General features: G+C 63.2%; 15 protein-coding genes. 9 read left to right on the plus strand and 6 right to left on the minus strand.

The window, feature by feature from the left end; all coding sequences use genetic code 11:
- The first annotated feature begins 65 nt into the window (after window positions 1-65).
- From AB5Y68_RS09150 to AB5Y68_RS09165, 4 genes are all read left to right on the plus strand, one after another.
- The gene (locus AB5Y68_RS09150; protein WP_039040086.1) at window positions 66-1,715 is read left to right on the plus strand and encodes a bifunctional UDP-sugar hydrolase/5'-nucleotidase; all 1,650 of its coding nucleotides are present in this window, start codon (window positions 66-68) and stop codon (window positions 1,713-1,715) included.
- 280 nt (window positions 1,716-1,995) lie between these two features.
- Complete coding sequence (locus tag AB5Y68_RS09155) at window positions 1,996-3,639, plus strand: hypothetical protein (RefSeq protein WP_039040087.1); 1,644 nt, start codon at window positions 1,996-1,998, stop codon at window positions 3,637-3,639.
- Between the two features lie 131 nt (window positions 3,640-3,770).
- Window positions 3,771-4,274 carry a M48 family metallopeptidase gene (locus AB5Y68_RS09160; RefSeq protein ID WP_039040088.1) on the plus strand — a complete coding sequence of 168 codons (504 nt, stop codon included), beginning with the start codon at window positions 3,771-3,773 and terminating at the stop codon, window positions 4,272-4,274.
- 20 nt (window positions 4,275-4,294) lie between these two features.
- Entirely contained in the window at window positions 4,295-5,107 is an 813-nt protein-coding gene (locus tag AB5Y68_RS09165) for a DUF2927 domain-containing protein (RefSeq protein ID WP_052258834.1), read from the plus strand.
- 222 nt (window positions 5,108-5,329) lie between these two features.
- On the opposite strand, the gene AB5Y68_RS09170 is transcribed toward AB5Y68_RS09165, so the two are convergent.
- The gene (locus tag AB5Y68_RS09170) at window positions 5,330-5,584 is read right to left on the minus strand and encodes a DinI family protein (protein WP_039040090.1); all 255 of its coding nucleotides are present in this window, start codon (window positions 5,582-5,584) and stop codon (window positions 5,330-5,332) included.
- 214 nt (window positions 5,585-5,798) lie between these two features.
- On the opposite strand from AB5Y68_RS09170, the gene AB5Y68_RS09175 reads away from it, so the two are divergent.
- A complete protein-coding gene (locus AB5Y68_RS09175) occupies window positions 5,799-6,068 on the plus strand; it encodes a type B 50S ribosomal protein L31 (RefSeq protein ID WP_039040091.1) in 270 nt (89 codons plus the stop codon).
- Window positions 6,065-6,190: a type B 50S ribosomal protein L36 gene (gene ykgO / locus AB5Y68_RS09180; RefSeq protein ID WP_010674479.1), complete on the plus strand. Its 126-nt coding sequence runs from the start codon at window positions 6,065-6,067 to the stop codon at window positions 6,188-6,190. The genes AB5Y68_RS09175 and ykgO overlap by 4 nt, the downstream gene beginning before the upstream one ends.
- 69 nt (window positions 6,191-6,259) lie before the next feature.
- Here the strand turns inward: ykgO and araC are convergent, their stop codons facing one another.
- The 4 genes from araC to AB5Y68_RS09200 form a co-directional block, all read right to left on the minus strand.
- Window positions 6,260-7,171, minus strand: a complete 912-nt coding sequence (gene araC / locus AB5Y68_RS09185; protein WP_039040092.1) for an arabinose operon transcriptional regulator AraC — start codon at window positions 7,169-7,171, stop codon at window positions 6,260-6,262.
- A 132-nt stretch (window positions 7,172-7,303) separates the two neighbouring features.
- Window positions 7,304-8,305 carry an L-arabinose ABC transporter permease AraH gene (araH, locus tag AB5Y68_RS09190; protein WP_010674477.1) on the minus strand — a complete coding sequence of 334 codons (1,002 nt, stop codon included), beginning with the start codon at window positions 8,303-8,305 and terminating at the stop codon, window positions 7,304-7,306.
- 48 nt (window positions 8,306-8,353) lie between these two features.
- Entirely contained in the window at window positions 8,354-9,850 is a 1,497-nt protein-coding gene (gene araG / locus AB5Y68_RS09195; protein WP_039040093.1) for an L-arabinose ABC transporter ATP-binding protein AraG, read from the minus strand.
- 66 nt (window positions 9,851-9,916) lie between these two features.
- Complete coding sequence (locus AB5Y68_RS09200; RefSeq protein ID WP_039040094.1) at window positions 9,917-10,900, minus strand: arabinose ABC transporter substrate-binding protein; 984 nt, start codon at window positions 10,898-10,900, stop codon at window positions 9,917-9,919.
- Window positions 10,901-11,260: 360 nt separating this feature from the next.
- Between AB5Y68_RS09200 and AB5Y68_RS09205 the strand changes: the two genes are divergently transcribed.
- Genes AB5Y68_RS09205 through araA form a run of 3 tightly spaced genes read left to right on the plus strand, consistent with a single transcriptional unit; the run spans window position 11,261 to window position 15,146 of the window.
- Window positions 11,261-12,937, plus strand: coding sequence for a ribulokinase (locus AB5Y68_RS09205; protein ID WP_039040095.1), 1,677 nt, complete (start codon window positions 11,261-11,263; stop codon window positions 12,935-12,937).
- Window positions 12,934-13,632 (plus strand): L-ribulose-5-phosphate 4-epimerase, encoded by a 699-nt coding sequence (locus tag AB5Y68_RS09210; protein WP_039040096.1) that lies wholly within the window; start codon window positions 12,934-12,936, stop codon window positions 13,630-13,632. The genes AB5Y68_RS09205 and AB5Y68_RS09210 overlap by 4 nt, the downstream gene beginning before the upstream one ends.
- Before the next feature lie 14 nt (window positions 13,633-13,646).
- A complete protein-coding gene (araA, locus tag AB5Y68_RS09215) occupies window positions 13,647-15,146 on the plus strand; it encodes an L-arabinose isomerase (protein WP_039040097.1) in 1,500 nt (499 codons plus the stop codon).
- Window positions 15,147-15,224: 78 nt separating this feature from the next.
- Here the strand turns inward: araA and AB5Y68_RS09220 are convergent, their stop codons facing one another.
- On the minus strand, window positions 15,225-16,115 hold the full coding sequence (locus AB5Y68_RS09220) for a LysR family transcriptional regulator (protein ID WP_039040098.1): 891 nt from the start codon (window positions 16,113-16,115) through the stop codon (window positions 15,225-15,227).
- Window positions 16,116-16,159: the final 44 nt, after the last annotated feature.

Raw genomic sequence — 16,159 nt, forward strand, 5'->3', positions numbered from 1 at the left:
GGCTGGTATCCCCCCCACCCCATGCAGTAGACTCGGTGCTCTTTTTTCCTAAGGAGGACCGAGCCTTGAGTATGACGGTTCAACTTGCCCACTTCAGCGACTGCCACTCCCATTTCGATGGCGCCCCCATGCGCTTCTCCCCCGATGGCGAGTCCGGATGGCGCACCCAGTGCGGCGGCTATGGCCGCATCCTGACCCGGCTCACCGCCCTGCGCCAACAGGCCGAGGCAGCCGGCCAGACCTGCCTGCTGCTGCATGGCGGCGATACCTTCCAGGGGTCACTTTACTTCAACCGTTTCAAAGGGCGGGCCAATGCGGACCTGCTAGCCCTCTTGCGACCGGATGCCATGGTGATCGGCAACCACGAATTCGATCTGGGCAACGGGCCGCTGGTGGAGTTTTTGCGCCAGCTCGATTTCCCGGTGCTCGCCGCCAACATCGACAACCGTCAGGAGCCCGCCGATGCCCAGCTGCGGCTGCAGGGACTGCCGCAGCTGTTTGACGCGAGCCGCCCCTGGCACAAGCGCGTCATCGACGACGTGCCCTTCGCCCTGCTCGGCATCACGCTGCCGCAGATGGCCGCCATCGCGAGCCCCGATCCCCACACCCGTTTCCACGGTATCGAAGAGACCTTGAGCCGCGCCCTCGAAGAGATCAAGGCCGCCGGCATCCAGCACATCATCCTGCTCAGCCACCTGGGTCTGGCGCAGGACAAGCAACTGGCGACCCGCTTCCCCGAGCTCAGCCTCATCGTCGGCGGGCACACCCACAGCCTGCTGGGGGATCTGGCGCCGCTCGGGCTCGACAGCGAAGGCAGCTATCCCCTCATGGTGAACGGGGTGGCCATCCTGCACGCCGCCCACAGCGCCCTCTGTCTCGGGGTGTGCGAACTCACCTTCGACGAGCAGGGACGCGTGTGCCAAAGCCGCGGCCAGCTGGAGTGGTTACCCTGGGATCCCTGGCCCTTTGCTTCCCCGCCTCCTGCGGGGCTGCACTTCTGCGAACCGGCCCCCGAGCTCGAGCTGCATCTGGCCCGGCGTTATCGCCCCGAGCTCGAGACCATGACCCGCCGCATCGTGACCCGCCTCGCCGGGCCACTGCACCACCAGCGCCTGCCCGATGCCAACCTGCCCGCCGGCAGCCAGGTCGCCCCCCTGGTAGCGAGTGCCATGCTGGCCAGTGCCCGCGAACAGGTGGGTCAGGTGGACTTTGCCCTGCACAATGCCGGGGGCGTGCGCTGCTCCCTCGAGCCCGGTCCCCTGACCGAAGCAGACGTTGCCGGACGCCTGCTGCCCTTTGCCATTCCCCTTACCCTCTACCGGGTGCACGGCCATGAACTGGCCGAGGCACTGGAGGGGGCCATCGACAACGCCACCAACAACGGGGTGACGGGCAATGGCAGCGGCAGCTTCCCCTACACCGCCGGGGTGCGCTTCTGCTATCAGGCCGACAGGCCCAAAGGGGAGAGGATCACTCGCCTGGAATGGGAAGCCAGCCCGGGTCAGTGGCTGCACGTCGAGCCGGATGCCATCTATCGCGGGGTCTCCAGTGCCTATACCGCCTCCGGCAAGGAGGGCTACACGGCCCTTGCCCGCACCCTGACCCAGCACAATCAGGAGCTCGGCATCACCCTGGCGGATGCCTTCCTGCGCTGGGCACGCCACCTGCCGGAACTCAGCCCTCTGCCGGCCCTGGTGGAGTATCACGGCCAGTGAATCTGACACCGGCCCATCCCGGGTCGGTGCCGCCTTTCCACCGCATAGGGGCATCCTGATCCGCTCCCAGGCGCAGGCCCCCCTACCATGCAACCTCAGGCTGTGACGCCCGACTGCGCCAGCCCTGTCTTGTGATGGGGCCTGCCACTGCAGCCAGAGGCGTGAAAACGATACTTTTACGAATTATTTCAGGTGCCTACACTTCTTCCATTGCATCGTGCAGCCCGGCTCGGCAAGATAAGCCCGCTTTTTCAGTCTTTCCCGCAGGAACAGGTCACCCATGAATCACGCCATCCGCTTTACCCCGAACCGCCACAATCCCGGGATCAGGCCGTCGGTCATCTTGCTCACCGCCCTGATGGCTCTGCTGTTCTGTCTGCGCAATCCGCTGTTCCACGGCATGGCCCCGGGATTTGATGCCTCCCTGTTTGCGGTGATGGGCAAGATGTGGAGCGAGGGGGGCGTACTCTATCGGGACATGATCGACATCAAGGGTCCCATGATCTTCGCCCTCGATGCACTGGGCTATGGCCTTGGTGGCTTCTTCGGGATCTGGCTGCTGGAGTGGGTGCTCTGCTGGCTGGGCCTCATGGCGAGCTGGCAGGCTTTTTCGCAGCTCGGGCTCTCGGTGCGGGCGCGACTTGGCAGCATGCTGGCCCTGCTGGCGCTCTACAGCACTCGCTACTACTACGGCAACATGACAGAGGACTGGACATTCCATCTGGCCCTCATCGCCCAGTGGGCTTTCATCACCTTGCTGCTGGACAAGCGATTCAGCTGGGGACCGGCTCTAGTCGCCGCACTCACCTTCGCCATCGTGGCCTGGATGCGCACCAACAACGGCGCCTTCTGGGGTGCCTGGTATCTGGTGCTCTTCTGTCACTGGTGCCTGCGCGAGCAGTGGCGCTGCGCCTTTGCCCTGCTCTTTTCCAGCCTGCTTGGACTGGCTCTCGTCGGCGGCCCGCTCTATGCCTACTTCCAGCACCACGACGTGCTGGCCGAGTTCAAATACTACGCCTTCGGCATCTTCTTTGAAGGGAGCTACGGCAACGGCTTCTCTCCTGAGGTGGGCGCCGTCGGTCTGCTGCGCACCGGCCTCATCATGCTGCTGCCCGCCTTCCTCGTCCTGATGCTCGGGCGCCGCCAGGAGTGGTATCTCCCCGCGCTGTGCGCCACCCTCCTGGGTGTGCTGTTCACCCTGATCGCCAACTCGGTCTCCGGCCATGTGTTCGATCACTATGACGTGCTCTATCTGCAGCTTGGCCTGCTGCCGCTCGCCTGCCTGCTGGACAGAAGCGAGCAGCGATCCGATGCCCTGGGGCTGCTCTGCATCTCTCTGGTGGTACTGACCGCCAGCTGGCTGCTGGCCCAGCAGCTCGGCTACGGCTGGAGCACCAAGGAGTGGTCTCTGGAGCGGGTGCGCGAGGTGCTCGGCAACAGCCTGCTGTGGGCCTTGCCAGTGCTCATTCTGGTCCCGCTCTGGCGCGCCTGGGACGTGCGAAGCGCCACCCCCTGGCTCGCCTCGCTGGCCATGCTGGCGCTGCTGGTCAACAACGCCTGGGAAGGCAATCTCAAGGGCAGGCCGTTCAATCCCCCCGCCCAGGTCAGGGTCGACCGTATCCTCGCCGAGACGACCCCCACCGACAAGATCTGGGTCGATGGTATCCAGCCGCAATACTACCTCTGGACCGATCGCCAGCCGGCCTCCGCCTATTTGTTCTTTGCCAACGTCAACCCGCCCTACGATGTGCGCGAGCGGGTGCTGGCTGACATCCAGCGCCAACAACCCAAATTCATCATCGCCAAACCGGAGCGGGTGGCACAGGAGCTCAAGACTCCGACCTCCCCCTCCCACCTTGCCTTCTACCAGTATCTGGCAGGTCAGTATGAAGAGGTGGACCCGGGCCTGTACCGGCGCCGCTAATCAGGCACACAGAAGGGGCCATCCTGGTGATGGCCCCTTTTCGTTGTCGTCATAAAGAGGGGGGCCGACCATGTTCAAGGCGCTCCATCCTGACTACAATGGCGCTCTTTTTTGCGGCAGAGGGAAGAATCATGGCGGAGCTGACTTATCTGGGGGGCTATCCGGAGCCACTCAAGGCTCAGGTACAGCAGTTGATTGCGGCGGGCAAACTCGGCGAGATGCTGGCCAAACGCTACCCGCAAACCCACCCCGTCCAGAGCGACAAGGCGCTGCTCGCCTATACCATGGAGCTGAAGAACCGCTACCTGAAAAGCTCGGCGCCGCTTTCCAAGGTGATCTTCGACGGCAAGATCAACGTGATCAAGGATGCCCTGGGACTGCACACCTATGTCAGCCGGGTGCAAGGCAGCAAGCTCAAGGCCAAGAACGAGATCCGCATCGCCGCCCTGTTCAAGGAGGCCCATCCCGCCTTTCTCAAGATGATAGTGGTGCATGAGCTGGCCCACCTGAAGGAGAAGGATCACAACAAGGCTTTCTACCAGCTCTGCCAGCACATGGAACCGGACTATCATCAACTGGAGTTCGATCTCAGGCTCTGGCTCACCTGGCGTGATATCGAGCGTACCGCCCGCTGATCCCCTTGCAAGGAGGCAAGATGCGCCCATGGCACACACCTCTCCAGCCCGTTCGCCATGGGCACTGGTTGCTCCCGGGGCTGATGCTCTGGCTCTTCTCCCTGCCGCTGTCGGCCACCGAACGCTGGCAGCGTGATGACTACCTTGTCCAGAGCTTCATGGAAATCGCCATGAAACGGGAGTATGGCCATGAACAACAGGAGCACTTCTCCCGCTGGCCGGGCCCCGTGCGTCTCAAGCTCGTCAACGAATTCGGCGACAAGCCGCTGCAGGCCGAGGTCGTCAAGGTACAGACCCGTCACCTGAGCAGGATCACCGGTCACCCCATCGAGATTGTCAACGACAACCCCAATCTCACCCTCATCATGACCCGGCACAAACAGATGGCGAGCTGGGCTGCGCGCACCATGCGCCAGGACGAGTCGGTGCGCATCGCCCTCAAGGAGGGGATTTGCCTGGCCAATTTCGCCACCAACGCTCGCTACGAGATCACCCGTGCCACCATCATCATTCCGGTGGATTACAGCCGGGCAAAGGGCCGTTTTCTGGACTGCGTAGTGGAAGAGTTGAGCCAGGTGATGGGGCTGCCCAACGACTCGGACAAGGTGTTCCCCTCCATCTTCAATGACAGCAGCATCGACAGCTTTCTGACCGGGCTCGATTACGTGTTGCTCAGGCTTGCCTACCACCCGGCATTGCAACCGGGCATGACGGCGGACGAGGTACGCGCGGCGCTCCCCACCGCCCTCAAGGCACTGCGTGCCAATGGCGACATCGCACAGGCCACCCAACGGGTGCAAGTCGACAGCCTCAAGCGTTGGGCGGGACTCTGAGCGCAGCCAGAGACATTACTCTTTCGCCTTTCGCCTTTCGCCTTTCGCCTTTCGCCTTTCGCCTTCATGGTCATGCGCTTACCCCATCAACGCAACACGCAGCCCATGGCTGCGTGTTTTGAAGAGCGGTTCGGAAAAGCCAGTACAGGGATCATCATCCGGCTGGAGACTCCTCCTCTCGGCCTGCAGATCACGACGATGCTTGCTGCTGAGAGCTTATCTTCAGTCCTCCAGAGCCTCTTCTTCCGGCATCCAGCTATCGGCGTTTTCCCACACCTCCTGAACCATGGCTTCGGCCAGCTCCTTGTCTTCCTTGCTGGCGCGACTGACCGTCAGAGCCATGGCACTACCCGGTGCCACCCGCACATGCAGATCGGGAAAGCGCTCACCCAGTTGCTTGAGCAGCTCCTGGCGTAAGGCCTCCATGGTCGAGGTGGGGATCTGGTGTTTTCTGTCGATGATGATTTCCAGGCGCATAGGGTACGTCTCCATGATAATTTACTGTATTTTTATACAGTGATTTTAAAAAGTAAAGATGGTGGCTGCACATAGCCATGCCTTCTCGCTGACGATGTGCAGCCGAACGGCCCCGATTTTCCCCCATCGCTGTCATCATGGAAAAAACAGTTGATATTGATTCTCATCCATCGCATTATTCATACCTTGTTATAACATAACAAAAGAGGCAATCATGCGCCCCCATATTCACCCTGAATACCGCAAGGTTCTGTTCCACGATCTCGCCAGCAATACCTACTTTCTGATCGGCTCCACGCTGGCCACCGATCGCACCAGAGAGTGGGAAGATGGCAACACCTACCCCTATGTGACGCTGGATGTCTCCAGCGCGTCCCACCCCTTCTATACCGGCAAACAAAAGCAGGTCGGCAAGGAAGGTCAGGTCGCTCGCTTCGGCCAGCGATTCGGTCAGTTCTTCAGCAAAGGAAAAGAGAAACAATGAAAGTCCTCGCCTCCCTGAAATCCGCCAAGTCGCGTCACCCGGACTGCCAGATCGTGCGTCGACGCGGCAAGCTGTTCGTCATCTGCAAGAGCAATCCCAGGTTCAAGGCTCGTCAGGGCTGATTGCGCATCCGCCCCCTCATGGATAACAAAAGCCCTCGTCATGAGGGCTTTGTCATCTCTGGGCTCTGCTCACAGCGGGGTGGCGCACTTGCGGTATTCGGTGGGGCTGACCCCTACCCGCTTTCGGAACACCCGCGAGAAGTAGAGCTGATCGTCATAGCCCACCTGCTGGCCTATGGTGGCGACCGACAGCGGCGTGGTCTGCAGCAGCAGCTTGGCCCGCATGATGCGCTGATCCTCGCGCCAGCGCACTATGCTCACCCCCACCTGCTCGCGAAACAGGTGCGCGAGGCGCGAGGGGGACAAGAACACCTGCTCCGCCAGCGCTTCCACCGAGATCTCGGCCGAGAGGGACTCGCTCAGGATCTGGCACGCCTCGTGGACCCGGTGATCGATGGCGGGATAGGCATTCTGGGACGATGCCTCGTAGCAGCGGATGAGCAACCGCTCCAAGAGGTTCATGGCCAGTTGCTCCGACATGGGCCGCAGCTGCTTGTGGGTCTCCTCGATGTCGAGGAAGAGGGCGTCGAATTCGGTGAGCAGCTGGTTGTCCGCCAGTTGCAGTCGCCCCACCTGCTCCGTCACCTGGGGCCACTTGAGCCAGTCAGCCCAATAGGCCCGCGGACGGAAATAGACCCAGCGGTGATACCACTCCCGGGCATCCGGCGCCCGGCCGTAATGGTGCACCGCAGCTGGTGGAAAGAGCAGCAGGTCGCCGGGCTCCACGGTGAAGGCCTTGTCCCCCTGAAAGATCTGCCCCTTGCCCTTGATGGTCAGATTGACGATGAACCCCTTCATGCCGTGGGGCCTGTCGATGGTGAAATCCAGCGCGCTCCCCTGCTCGATGGGAGTCATCCCCGAGACCAGGAAGACGTCGAAGGCGTAGCCGGGCAGCAGGGGATTGAGTTGTTTCGGCTTCTCTTTTTGCATCGAGGACATGGCGGAAAACAGGGTTTCGGTAAAAAAGTCGACATGGGCCATTGTAGAGATCCGGCGTAGGAACCCCCTAAGTTCGCAAGCTGTTCGTTGTGAAATTGTTGAACTGGCTCACAGCTTGCCGGGGAAAACACCGGGCCGGCGCGAGGCCGGCCCGGTGACGAGGAAAGACATCGCTCAGATACGGGCTTTGCGCACCTGCTTGTAGCGGTCGAACAGCACGGCGGCGAGCAGGATGAGGCCACGCACCACGTACTGGGCAAACGGGGAGATGTTGAGCAGGTTCATGGCGTTCTCCATCAGCCCCAGGATCAGCACCCCGGCGATGATGTAGGAGATCTTGCCGATCCCCCCCTTCATGGAGACCCCACCCAGCACGCAGGCGGAGATCACCACCAGCTCGAAGCCGATGGAGGTCATGGGCTGACCCGAGGTCATGCGGGATGCGAGGATGATGCCGGCGAGCGAGGCGATGAGCCCGGTCATGGTGAAGATGATGATCTTGGTGCGCACCACGTTGACCCCGGCCAGACGTGCCGCCTCCTCGTTACCCCCCATGGCCAGGGTATTGCGCCCGAAGGTGGTCTTGTTGAGCAGCAGCCCGAACAGCACGAAGCAGACCGCCGTCAGCCAGATGGGCGTCGGGATGCCGAGCAGGGCGGAGTTGCCAAGCTCGAAGAAGCCCTCCTCCACGATGCCCACCGCCTTGCCGTCGGAGATGATGTAGCCCACCCCGCGCGCCATCTGCATGGTGGCAAGGGTGGTGATGAGGGCGTTGATCTTGAATTTGGCCACGACGATGCCGTTGATGAGGCCAAAGACAAGGCCCACCGAGAGACCGGCCAGAATGCCGAGGGGGATGCTCTCGGTAGCGTTGATGCCCACCGCGCAGGCGACGCCGGAGCAGGCCACCACGGAGCCCACCGACATGTCGAACTCGCCGGAGGCGAGGCAGAACAGCATGCCGCAGGCCACCATGCCCGACATGGAGACGGCAAGCCCGAGCCCCCGCATGTTGATCAGGCTGGCGAAGTTGGGGACCAGCACGCAGGCGAGCAGGAACAGGATGGCGAAGATCACCAGCATGCCGTACTGATCCCAGATGCGGGTCAGTTGCAGGCGGGTACCGCTCGCCGCGGTGTCGTTGGCGGCTTGGCCGACCGAGGTCGTTGTTGTCATGGTATTTCTCCTGAAAATTCCGGGTGCTATCTCGTTGCGGTCAGCAGATCAACGGGCCGGCATGGCCAGATTGAGCGCCTTGACCTCGTTGGCCTCGTCATGGGAAAGCTCGCCGGCGATCTCCCCCTCCCGCATGACCAGGATCCGATCCGCGATGCCCAGCACCTCAGGCAGCTCGCTCGAGACCACCACCACGGCGATGCCCACCTTGGCCAGATCGTAAATCACGTTGTAAATCTCGTTCTTCGCCCCGACGTCGATGCCCCGGGTCGGTTCATCGAGCAGGATCACTTTCATGTCTTCCGACAGCCAGCGCCCCAGAATGGCCTTCTGCTGGTTGCCGCCGGAGAGGTTCATGATGGCCTGCTGGGGAGACGGGGTCTTGACCCGCATGTCGCGGATCCGCAGCCTCGCGTTCTCGTCTTCCCACTTTTGGTTGATCCAGAAGCCTCCCCACGCGTGGTGGCGGCGGGCGCTGATGTTGATGTTCTCCTGCACCGAATGGATGGGGATGATGCCGAGCGCCTTCCTGTCTTCGGTGCAGAGCATGATGCCGCTGCGAATGGCGTCGATGGGGCTCTGAATGACCACCTGTTTGCCAAACACCGATATCTCGCCCCCTCGAGGTGTCTCGGCGCCGAAGATAAGCTTCATCAGCTCGCTGCGCCCGGCCCCCACCAGCCCGAAGATGCCGAGGATCTCCCCTCTCTTTACCTCGAGCGACACCGGCGCCTTGAGGCCGGGTCCCATCAGGTGCTCCACCTTGAGGCCCGCCTCGCCAAGCGGCCTTGGGCTGTAACCATAGATGTCGGTCAGCTCGCGCCCCACCATGGTCTTGACCAGTAGATCCCGGTCCACCTCGGCCATGGAAGCGAAGGTGCGCACGAACTGGCCATCCTTGAACACCGTGATGGCATCGCACAGGGCGAAGATCTCGTCCATGCGGTGGGAGACGTAGAGAATGACCTTGCCCTCATCCCGCAACTGGCGGATGACCCGAAACAGCTGCTCAATCTCGCGGGACGACAGGCTGCTGGTCGGCTCGTCGAAGGCGATGACGCTGGCGTCCCGGGTCAGGGCCTTGGCGATCTCCACCATCTGCCACTGCCCGAGCGACAGGTACTTGAGAGGCGTCTCGGGGGAGACATCCATCCCGAGGCGCGCCAACTGCCTGGCTGCATCCTGATAGAGCTTCTCCCGATCGATGACGCCGCGCCGGGTCGGCAACTGCCCCAGGTAGATGTTCTCCGCCACGCTCATTTCAGGGACCAGGTGCAGCTCCTGATAGATGATGGCGATCCCGCTCTCAAGGGCATCGACCGTGTTTTGGAACACTTTCTCCTGACCCGCCAGCTTAACCACCCCGCGGGTGGGCGCCTGAAAACCGCTCAGGATCTTGAGCAGGGTGGACTTGCCGGCCCCGTTCTCTCCCATCAGCGCGTGTACCGTGCCCCGCTGGCAGGCGAAGGAGACGTTCTGCAGCGCCTTGACGCCGGGAAACTCCTTGCTGATGCCGCAAAACTCCAGATATGGAACTTGATTCATGAGATGACTCCAGCCAGCCGGCACGGCGCACTCCGCCATGCCGGCATGGGTATCAAGGGATGGGGATCACAGCCCTTTCTTTTGCAGCTCGGCCTTGAAGTTGTCGCGGGTGATGAGCACCACGTCGGTCACCTCGGTGAACTTGGCAGGCTCGGCGCCGTTGACGACCCAGTCATGGAGCATCTGGATGCTCTTGTAGCCGTGTACGTCCGGGCTTGGCAGCAGGGAGCCGAGGAAGCCGGTGGCGCTGGACTTGGAGAGCTCGTTCACCGCATCCACCCCGTTGATGCCGATGCCGATGACGTTCTCCGCCTTGAAGCCCTGCCCTTCGGTGGCGCGCACGCCGCCGAGCACTGTGTTGTCATTCATGCCGACGATGAGCCAGTTCTTCACCTCGGGGTGTTGCACCAGCATGGAGTTGGCGGCATCCAGCGCCCCCGGAATGTCGTTGCTCTTGGTGGGTGCGCGGAAGATCTGGCCCTCGGGGAAACCGGCGGCCTTGAGCGCGCCCAGGGAGCCCTCGACCCGGCGACGGGCGGTGTCGAGCTCGTCGGCGGTGATGGCGAGCACCCCGGTCGCCTTTACGTCCCACTGGCGCTTTTGCATCTCCTTGTAGAGCTCCTGCCCCTGACGCTCGCCAATCTTGGTGGCGGCCATCATCACCAGCGGCACCTGCTCCATGGGCTGGCCCTTGGCGTTGACGAACTGGTCATCCACCGTGATGACCTTCAGATCCATGCTGTTGGCCTTCGCCATGATGGCGGCCCCGAGCTTTGGGTCAGGGGTGCAGATGACGAAACCCTTGGCGCCATTCGCCGCCAGACTGTCGATGGCATTGAGGGTCTTCTCCCCGTCGGGGACGGCTATCTTGATCACCTCGAAGCCCAGATCCTTGCCCGCCTTGTCGGCGAAGTTCCACTCGGTCTGGAACCAGGGCTCCTCGGGCTGCTTGACCAGGTAGCCCAGCTTCAGCGCTTCGGCCGAGAAAGCAGAATTTGCCATACCAAGGGCGAACCCCATCGCGATCATGCCTTTAACGATTTTGTTCATGCGAATGTCTCCAACGGTTCTATCAATCCATGTATCCACGCAGTGCTGCTCGTTGAGTCAATCAAGTCGCAGCCATATAAAAACATGCTTAAACAGGACGTTATTGTTGTTGCTGGTTGAGCGAACCAAGTTGTAATCGTTTTCACAATTAAAAATGGAGAGCAGGATCACGCCATGAGATTGCAGCCATTTCGTCTATATAATTAGCAATTTCGTCACATATTGAATTTTAGAGAGCCGTCACCCTGTCGCACTGACAGCGTTAAAATCCATATTTCCAGCAGCCAATGGCTAACCGCCCCTCCTGCCCATCTCCTATGGTTCCCCCCAGTCACCCCTCATTGATGGTCAGGAGCACTTATGTCTGAGCACATCGTCATCGGACTCGATTTCGGCAGCGACTCGGTCAGGGCACTCGCCGTGCGCTGCCAGGACGGCGCCGAGCTGGCGACCCATGTCGTCTATTACCCGCGCTGGCAGGCAGGCCACTACTGCCAACCGGTCAACAACCAGTTCCGCCACCACCCCCTCGACTATCTGGAGTCCATGGAGCAGGCAGTGGTGGCGGTGGTGAGCCAGCTCACGCCGAGTCAGCGTACCGCCGTGCGCGGCATCGGGGTGGACAGCACCGGCTCCACCCCCGCCCCCATCGACAGAGAGGGGCGCGTGCTGGCCCTGCGTCCGGAGTTTGCCGACAACCCCAATGCCATGTTCGTGCTGTGGAAGGATCACACCGCCATCGAGGAGGCGGAGGCCATCACCGCCCTGTGCCACGGCGGCCAGTTCCCCGACTACAGCCGCTACATCGGCGGCATTTACTCCTCCGAGTGGTTCTGGGCCAAGATCCTGCACGTCTCCCGAGCCGATGCCGCCGTGCGCGCCGCCGCCTGCAACTGGGTCGAGCTGTGTGACTGGGTCCCCGCCGTCCTGAGCGGCACCCAGGCCCCGGCCACCCTCAAGCGCGGGCGCTGTGCCGCCGGCCACAAGTCCCTCTGGCACCCGAGCTGGGGCGGCCTGCCCCCCGCCGACTTCCTCAATGCCCTGGATCCCCTGCTGACGGAGGATCTCGACTTCCCCCTCTTTACCGACAGCTGGACCGCCGATCTCCCGGTCGGCGCCCTGACCCCGGAGTGGGCGGAGCGGCTGCACCTCTCCTGCGAAGTGGTGATCGCCGGCGGCGCCTTTGACTGCCACATGGGGGCGGTGGGAGCCGGGGCCGGCAACAATGCGCTGGTGAAGGTGATCGGCACCTCCACCTGCGACATCCTGATCGCCGACGAAGCCACCATTGGTGATCGGGCCATTGCCGGGATCTGCGGCCAGGTGGATGGCAGCGTGGTGCCGGGCATGGTGGGGCTGGAGGCGGGACAGTCCGCGTTCGGTGACATCTATGCCTGGTATCAGCGCCAGCTCGGCTGGCCCCTGGACAGCCTCGCCGCCCAGTATCCGGAGCTTCGCACCGCCATCGAGCGCCACAAGCAGGCCCTGTTACCCAGCCTCGCCGCCGCCTGGGATCAGCAGCGCGACCTGGCGCACCTGCCGGTGGTGCTCGACTGGTTCAACGGCCGGCGCACCCCCTATGCCAACCAGCGCCTGCAGGGCACCCTCACGGGGATCAACCTCGGCACCGATGCCCCCGATCTTTTCGGCGCCCTGGTGGCCTCCACCGCCTTCGGTGCCCGCAGCATCATGGAGTGCATGACCAGTCAGCAGGTGCCGGTGGAGCAGGTGATCGCCCTTGGCGGCATCGCCCGCAAGTCCACCACCGTGATGCAGACCTGCGCCGACGTGATGAACAGGCCTATCCAGGTGGTGGCCTCGGATCAGTGCTGCGCCCTGGGGGCGGCCATCTTTGCCGCCGTGGCGGCCGGGATCCATCCCGATGTGGCCAAGGCCCAGCACCACATGGCAAGCGCCGTGGAGCGCACCCACCAGCCACACCCCGAGCGGGTCGCCGAATACGAGCGCCTCTACCAGCGCTACCTCGCCTGGGGCGCCGCCGCCGAACCCCTCTACAACCGGGGGGTGCCGGCATGAACCTCAAGACCCTCAAGGAGCAGGTGCTCGCCGCCAATCTGGATCTGCCGCGCCATGGCCTGGTGACCTTCACCTGGGGCAACGTGAGCGGCATCGACCGAGAGCGCAATCTGGTGGTGATAAAGCCAAGCGGCGTCAGCTATGAGCGGATGCGGGTCGAGGACATGGTGGTGCTGGATCTGGCGGGCAAGCAGGTGGAGGGGGACCTTCGCCCCTCCTCCGACACCGCCACCCACCTGGTGCTCTATCGCGCCTATCCGGAGCTTGGCGGCGTGGTGCACACCCACTCCACCCATGCCACCGCCTGGGCCCAGGCGGGGCGTCCCATCCCCATTTTCGGCACCACCCAGGCCGACTACTTTCACGGCGAGATCCCCTGCTCCCGCCTGCTCACCCCGGGCGAAGTGGAGGAGGACTACGAGGGGCTGACCGGTCATCTCATCGTCGAAACCCTCAAGCAGACCCCCATCCTCACCATGCCGGGGGTGCTGGTGGCCAACCACGGCCCCTTCAGCTGGGGCAAGAGCGCCGAGGACGCAGTGCACAACGCCGTGGTGCTGGAAGAGGTGGCCCGCATGGCCTGGCTCACCGGCCAGATCAACCCGGGGGCCCGCCCCCTGCCCGATTACCTGCTGGAGAAGCACTACCAGCGCAAGCATGGCAAACACGCCTATTACGGCCAGACAAAAGCCTAAAAGAGGACAAACTCATGGAATTGATGAAACAGCTGGAAGTGTGGTTCCTGGTCGGCAGCCAGCACCTGTATGGCGCCACCACATTGAAGCAGGTGGCCGATCACGCCCACACCATCGCCAGCCAGCTCAACGAGGGGGCGAACCTGCCCCTCAAGATAGTGCTCAAACCCACCGGCACCACCCTCGATGAAATCAGCGCGGTGGCCCGGGATGCCAACCACGACCAGCGCTGCGCCGGGCTCATGGTGTGGATGCACACCTTCTCCCCCGCCAAGATGTGGATCCCGGCGCTGAGCCAGTTGCAAAAGCCCCTGTTGCAGTTCCACACCCAGTTCAACCGGGATCTCCCCTGGAGCGAGATCGACATGGACTTCATGAACCTGAACCAGACCGCCCACGGCGGGCGCGAGTTCGGCTTCATGGGGGCCCGCCTGCGGCTGCCCCGCACCGTGGTGGTGGGTCACTGGCAAGATGAAGAGGCCAGACAGAAGATTGGCAACTGGATGCGGGTTGCCGCCGCCATCCACGACAGCCGCCACCTCAAGATCGCCCGTTTTGGCGACAACATGCGCAACGTGGCGGTCACCGAGGGCGACAAGATTGAGGCCCAGATCCAGTTCGGCTATCAGGTGAACTACCACCCGGTCGGCGATCTGGTCAAGGTGATCGATGCCGTGCCCGACAGCGACATCGAGGCGCTGCTGGCCGAGTATGAGGCGACCTACACCCTGACCGAGGCGGTGCAGGCGGGCGGGGGGCTTCGTGCCTCCCTGTATGAGGCGGCGCGCCAGGAGCTGGGGATGAAGAAGTTCCTCACCGACGGTGGCTTTGGCGCTTTCACCACCACCTTCGAGGATCTCCATGGTCTGCACCAGCTGCCGGGCCTCGCCTGCCAGCGCCTGATGGAGCAAGGTTTTGGTTTTGGGGCAGAAGGGGACTGGAAGACCGCGGCCCTGCTGCGCACCCTCAAGGTGATGGGGGCAGGCCTGCCGGGGGGCGCCTCCTTCATGGAGGACTACACCTACCATCTGGAGGCGGGCAACAACCTGGTGCTGGGGGCCCACATGCTGGAGGTCTGCCCCTCTATCGCCGCCGGCAAACCCGTGCTGGACGCCCAGCACCTGGGGATTGGCAAGAAGGCCGATCCGGCCCGCCTGCTGTTCGCCGCCCCGGCGGGCAAGGCGGTCAACGCCAGCCTCATCGATCTCGGCAACCGTTTCCGCCTGGTGGTCAATCAGCTGGAAGTGGTGGACCTGCCAGAGGCCATGCCGAAACTCCCGGTGGCCAGCGCCCTGTGGAAACCCCTGCCGGACCTGCAGACCAGTGCCGAGGCCTGGATCCTGGCGGGCGCCGCCCACCACTCGGTGTTCACCCAGGCGGTGGACATCGAGCAGCTGCGCACCTTCGCCGACATCATGGGTATCGAGTTTGTGGTCATCGACGAGTACACCCGCATCCCCGCGCTCAAGGAGCAACTGCGCTGGAACGAGGTCTACTACAAGATCTGCCAGTGACCCCTTAATCGGCCAGCGGCCAGCGGCCATCACAATGACAACAGCCCCGCCCGCGGGGCTGTTTCATTTCGCGCCCCCTCAGGGATGACCCTCCCCCTCCAGCAGCCAGTGACAGACTCGCTGCACCCCGTGGCGCTGGCTGTCGGGCCGGGCGAGCAGGGCGTATTCGTGATCCGTCTCCAGCACGGGGGCAAAGGGGGCGACCAGGGCGCCGCTCTCCAGCTCCTCGGCCACTATGGTGGGATCCCCGAGAGAGAGGCCAAACCCCTGCAGCGCAGCATTCATCGCCAAGTCCAGGGTATCGAACAGCTGCCCCCCCTGGGGCTGCCAGGGGATGTCGAGGAAGGCGGCAAACCAGTTGCGCCAGTCCCGCCGATCGGCGCTGGCATGGATGAGGGGCAGCAGGGGCAGCTCGTTCAGATCGCGCTCGAACAGACGGTGCTTGGCGGCAAAGGCGGGGGCGCAGACCGGGGTCAGCCGTTCCCGGAACAGGGGCTGGCTGTGGGGATAGCGCCCCAGGCAGGGCTGGTAGACGATGGCGAGATCGAAGGGCTCCCGGGAGAAGTCGATGCCATGGCTGTGGCTGCCACGCACCTCCACCGCCTCCCCCTCGAACGCCTGCAACCGCCGCAGCAGCCAGCGGCTGGCGCAGGAGGGCACCTTGATGCTGATCGCCTGTTCGTGGGGCAGGGTCTGCAAGGCGCTGAGCCCCTCCCCCATGCGGGCCAGCCCTTCACGAACGAAAGGCAGCAGCCGCTCGGCGGCGGGGGTCAAGGTGAGACAACGGGTGCCGCGCACGAACAGCAGGTGGCCCAGGCGCGCCTCCAGCTGGGCGATCTGCTTGCTCACCGCCCCCTGGCTCACGCACAGCTCGTCGGCGGCCAGGGTAAAACTCAGGTGGCGAGCAGAACACTCGAAGACCTGCAGGCCATAGAGAGGCAACTGAGTACGCGGCTGGGTAGACAACATGACAAGCCTCCATGCTTGAGAAAAACTCATGCATACCATGCCGA

Source organism: Aeromonas sp. R6-1 (assembly GCF_040908165.1).
Taxonomy (GTDB): Bacteria; Pseudomonadota; Gammaproteobacteria; order Enterobacterales; family Aeromonadaceae; genus Aeromonas; species Aeromonas caviae.

Bases quoted from the DNA above. Each gene is read 5' to 3' on its own strand.
- AB5Y68_RS09155 (WP_039040087.1), top strand. From the start codon at position 1,996: ATGAATCACGCCATCCGCTTTACCCCGAACCGCCACAATCCCGGGATC.
- AB5Y68_RS09160 (WP_039040088.1), top strand. From the start codon at position 3,771: ATGGCGGAGCTGACTTATCTGGGGGGCTATCCGGAGCCACTCAAGGCT.
- AB5Y68_RS09165 (WP_052258834.1), top strand. From the start codon at position 4,295: ATGCGCCCATGGCACACACCTCTCCAGCCCGTTCGCCATGGGCACTGG.
- AB5Y68_RS09170 (WP_039040090.1), bottom strand. From the start codon at position 5,584: ATGCGCCTGGAAATCATCATCGACAGAAAACACCAGATCCCCACCTCG.
- AB5Y68_RS09175 (WP_039040091.1), top strand. From the start codon at position 5,799: ATGCGCCCCCATATTCACCCTGAATACCGCAAGGTTCTGTTCCACGAT.
- ykgO (WP_010674479.1), top strand. From the start codon at position 6,065: ATGAAAGTCCTCGCCTCCCTGAAATCCGCCAAGTCGCGTCACCCGGAC.
- araC (WP_039040092.1), bottom strand. From the start codon at position 7,171: ATGGCCCATGTCGACTTTTTTACCGAAACCCTGTTTTCCGCCATGTCC.
- araH (WP_010674477.1), bottom strand. From the start codon at position 8,305: ATGACAACAACGACCTCGGTCGGCCAAGCCGCCAACGACACCGCGGCG.
- araG (WP_039040093.1), bottom strand. From the start codon at position 9,850: ATGAATCAAGTTCCATATCTGGAGTTTTGCGGCATCAGCAAGGAGTTT.
- AB5Y68_RS09200 (WP_039040094.1), bottom strand. From the start codon at position 10,900: ATGAACAAAATCGTTAAAGGCATGATCGCGATGGGGTTCGCCCTTGGT.
- AB5Y68_RS09205 (WP_039040095.1), top strand. From the start codon at position 11,261: ATGTCTGAGCACATCGTCATCGGACTCGATTTCGGCAGCGACTCGGTC.
- AB5Y68_RS09210 (WP_039040096.1), top strand. From the start codon at position 12,934: ATGAACCTCAAGACCCTCAAGGAGCAGGTGCTCGCCGCCAATCTGGAT.
- araA (WP_039040097.1), top strand. From the start codon at position 13,647: ATGGAATTGATGAAACAGCTGGAAGTGTGGTTCCTGGTCGGCAGCCAG.
- AB5Y68_RS09220 (WP_039040098.1), bottom strand. From the start codon at position 16,115: ATGTTGTCTACCCAGCCGCGTACTCAGTTGCCTCTCTATGGCCTGCAG.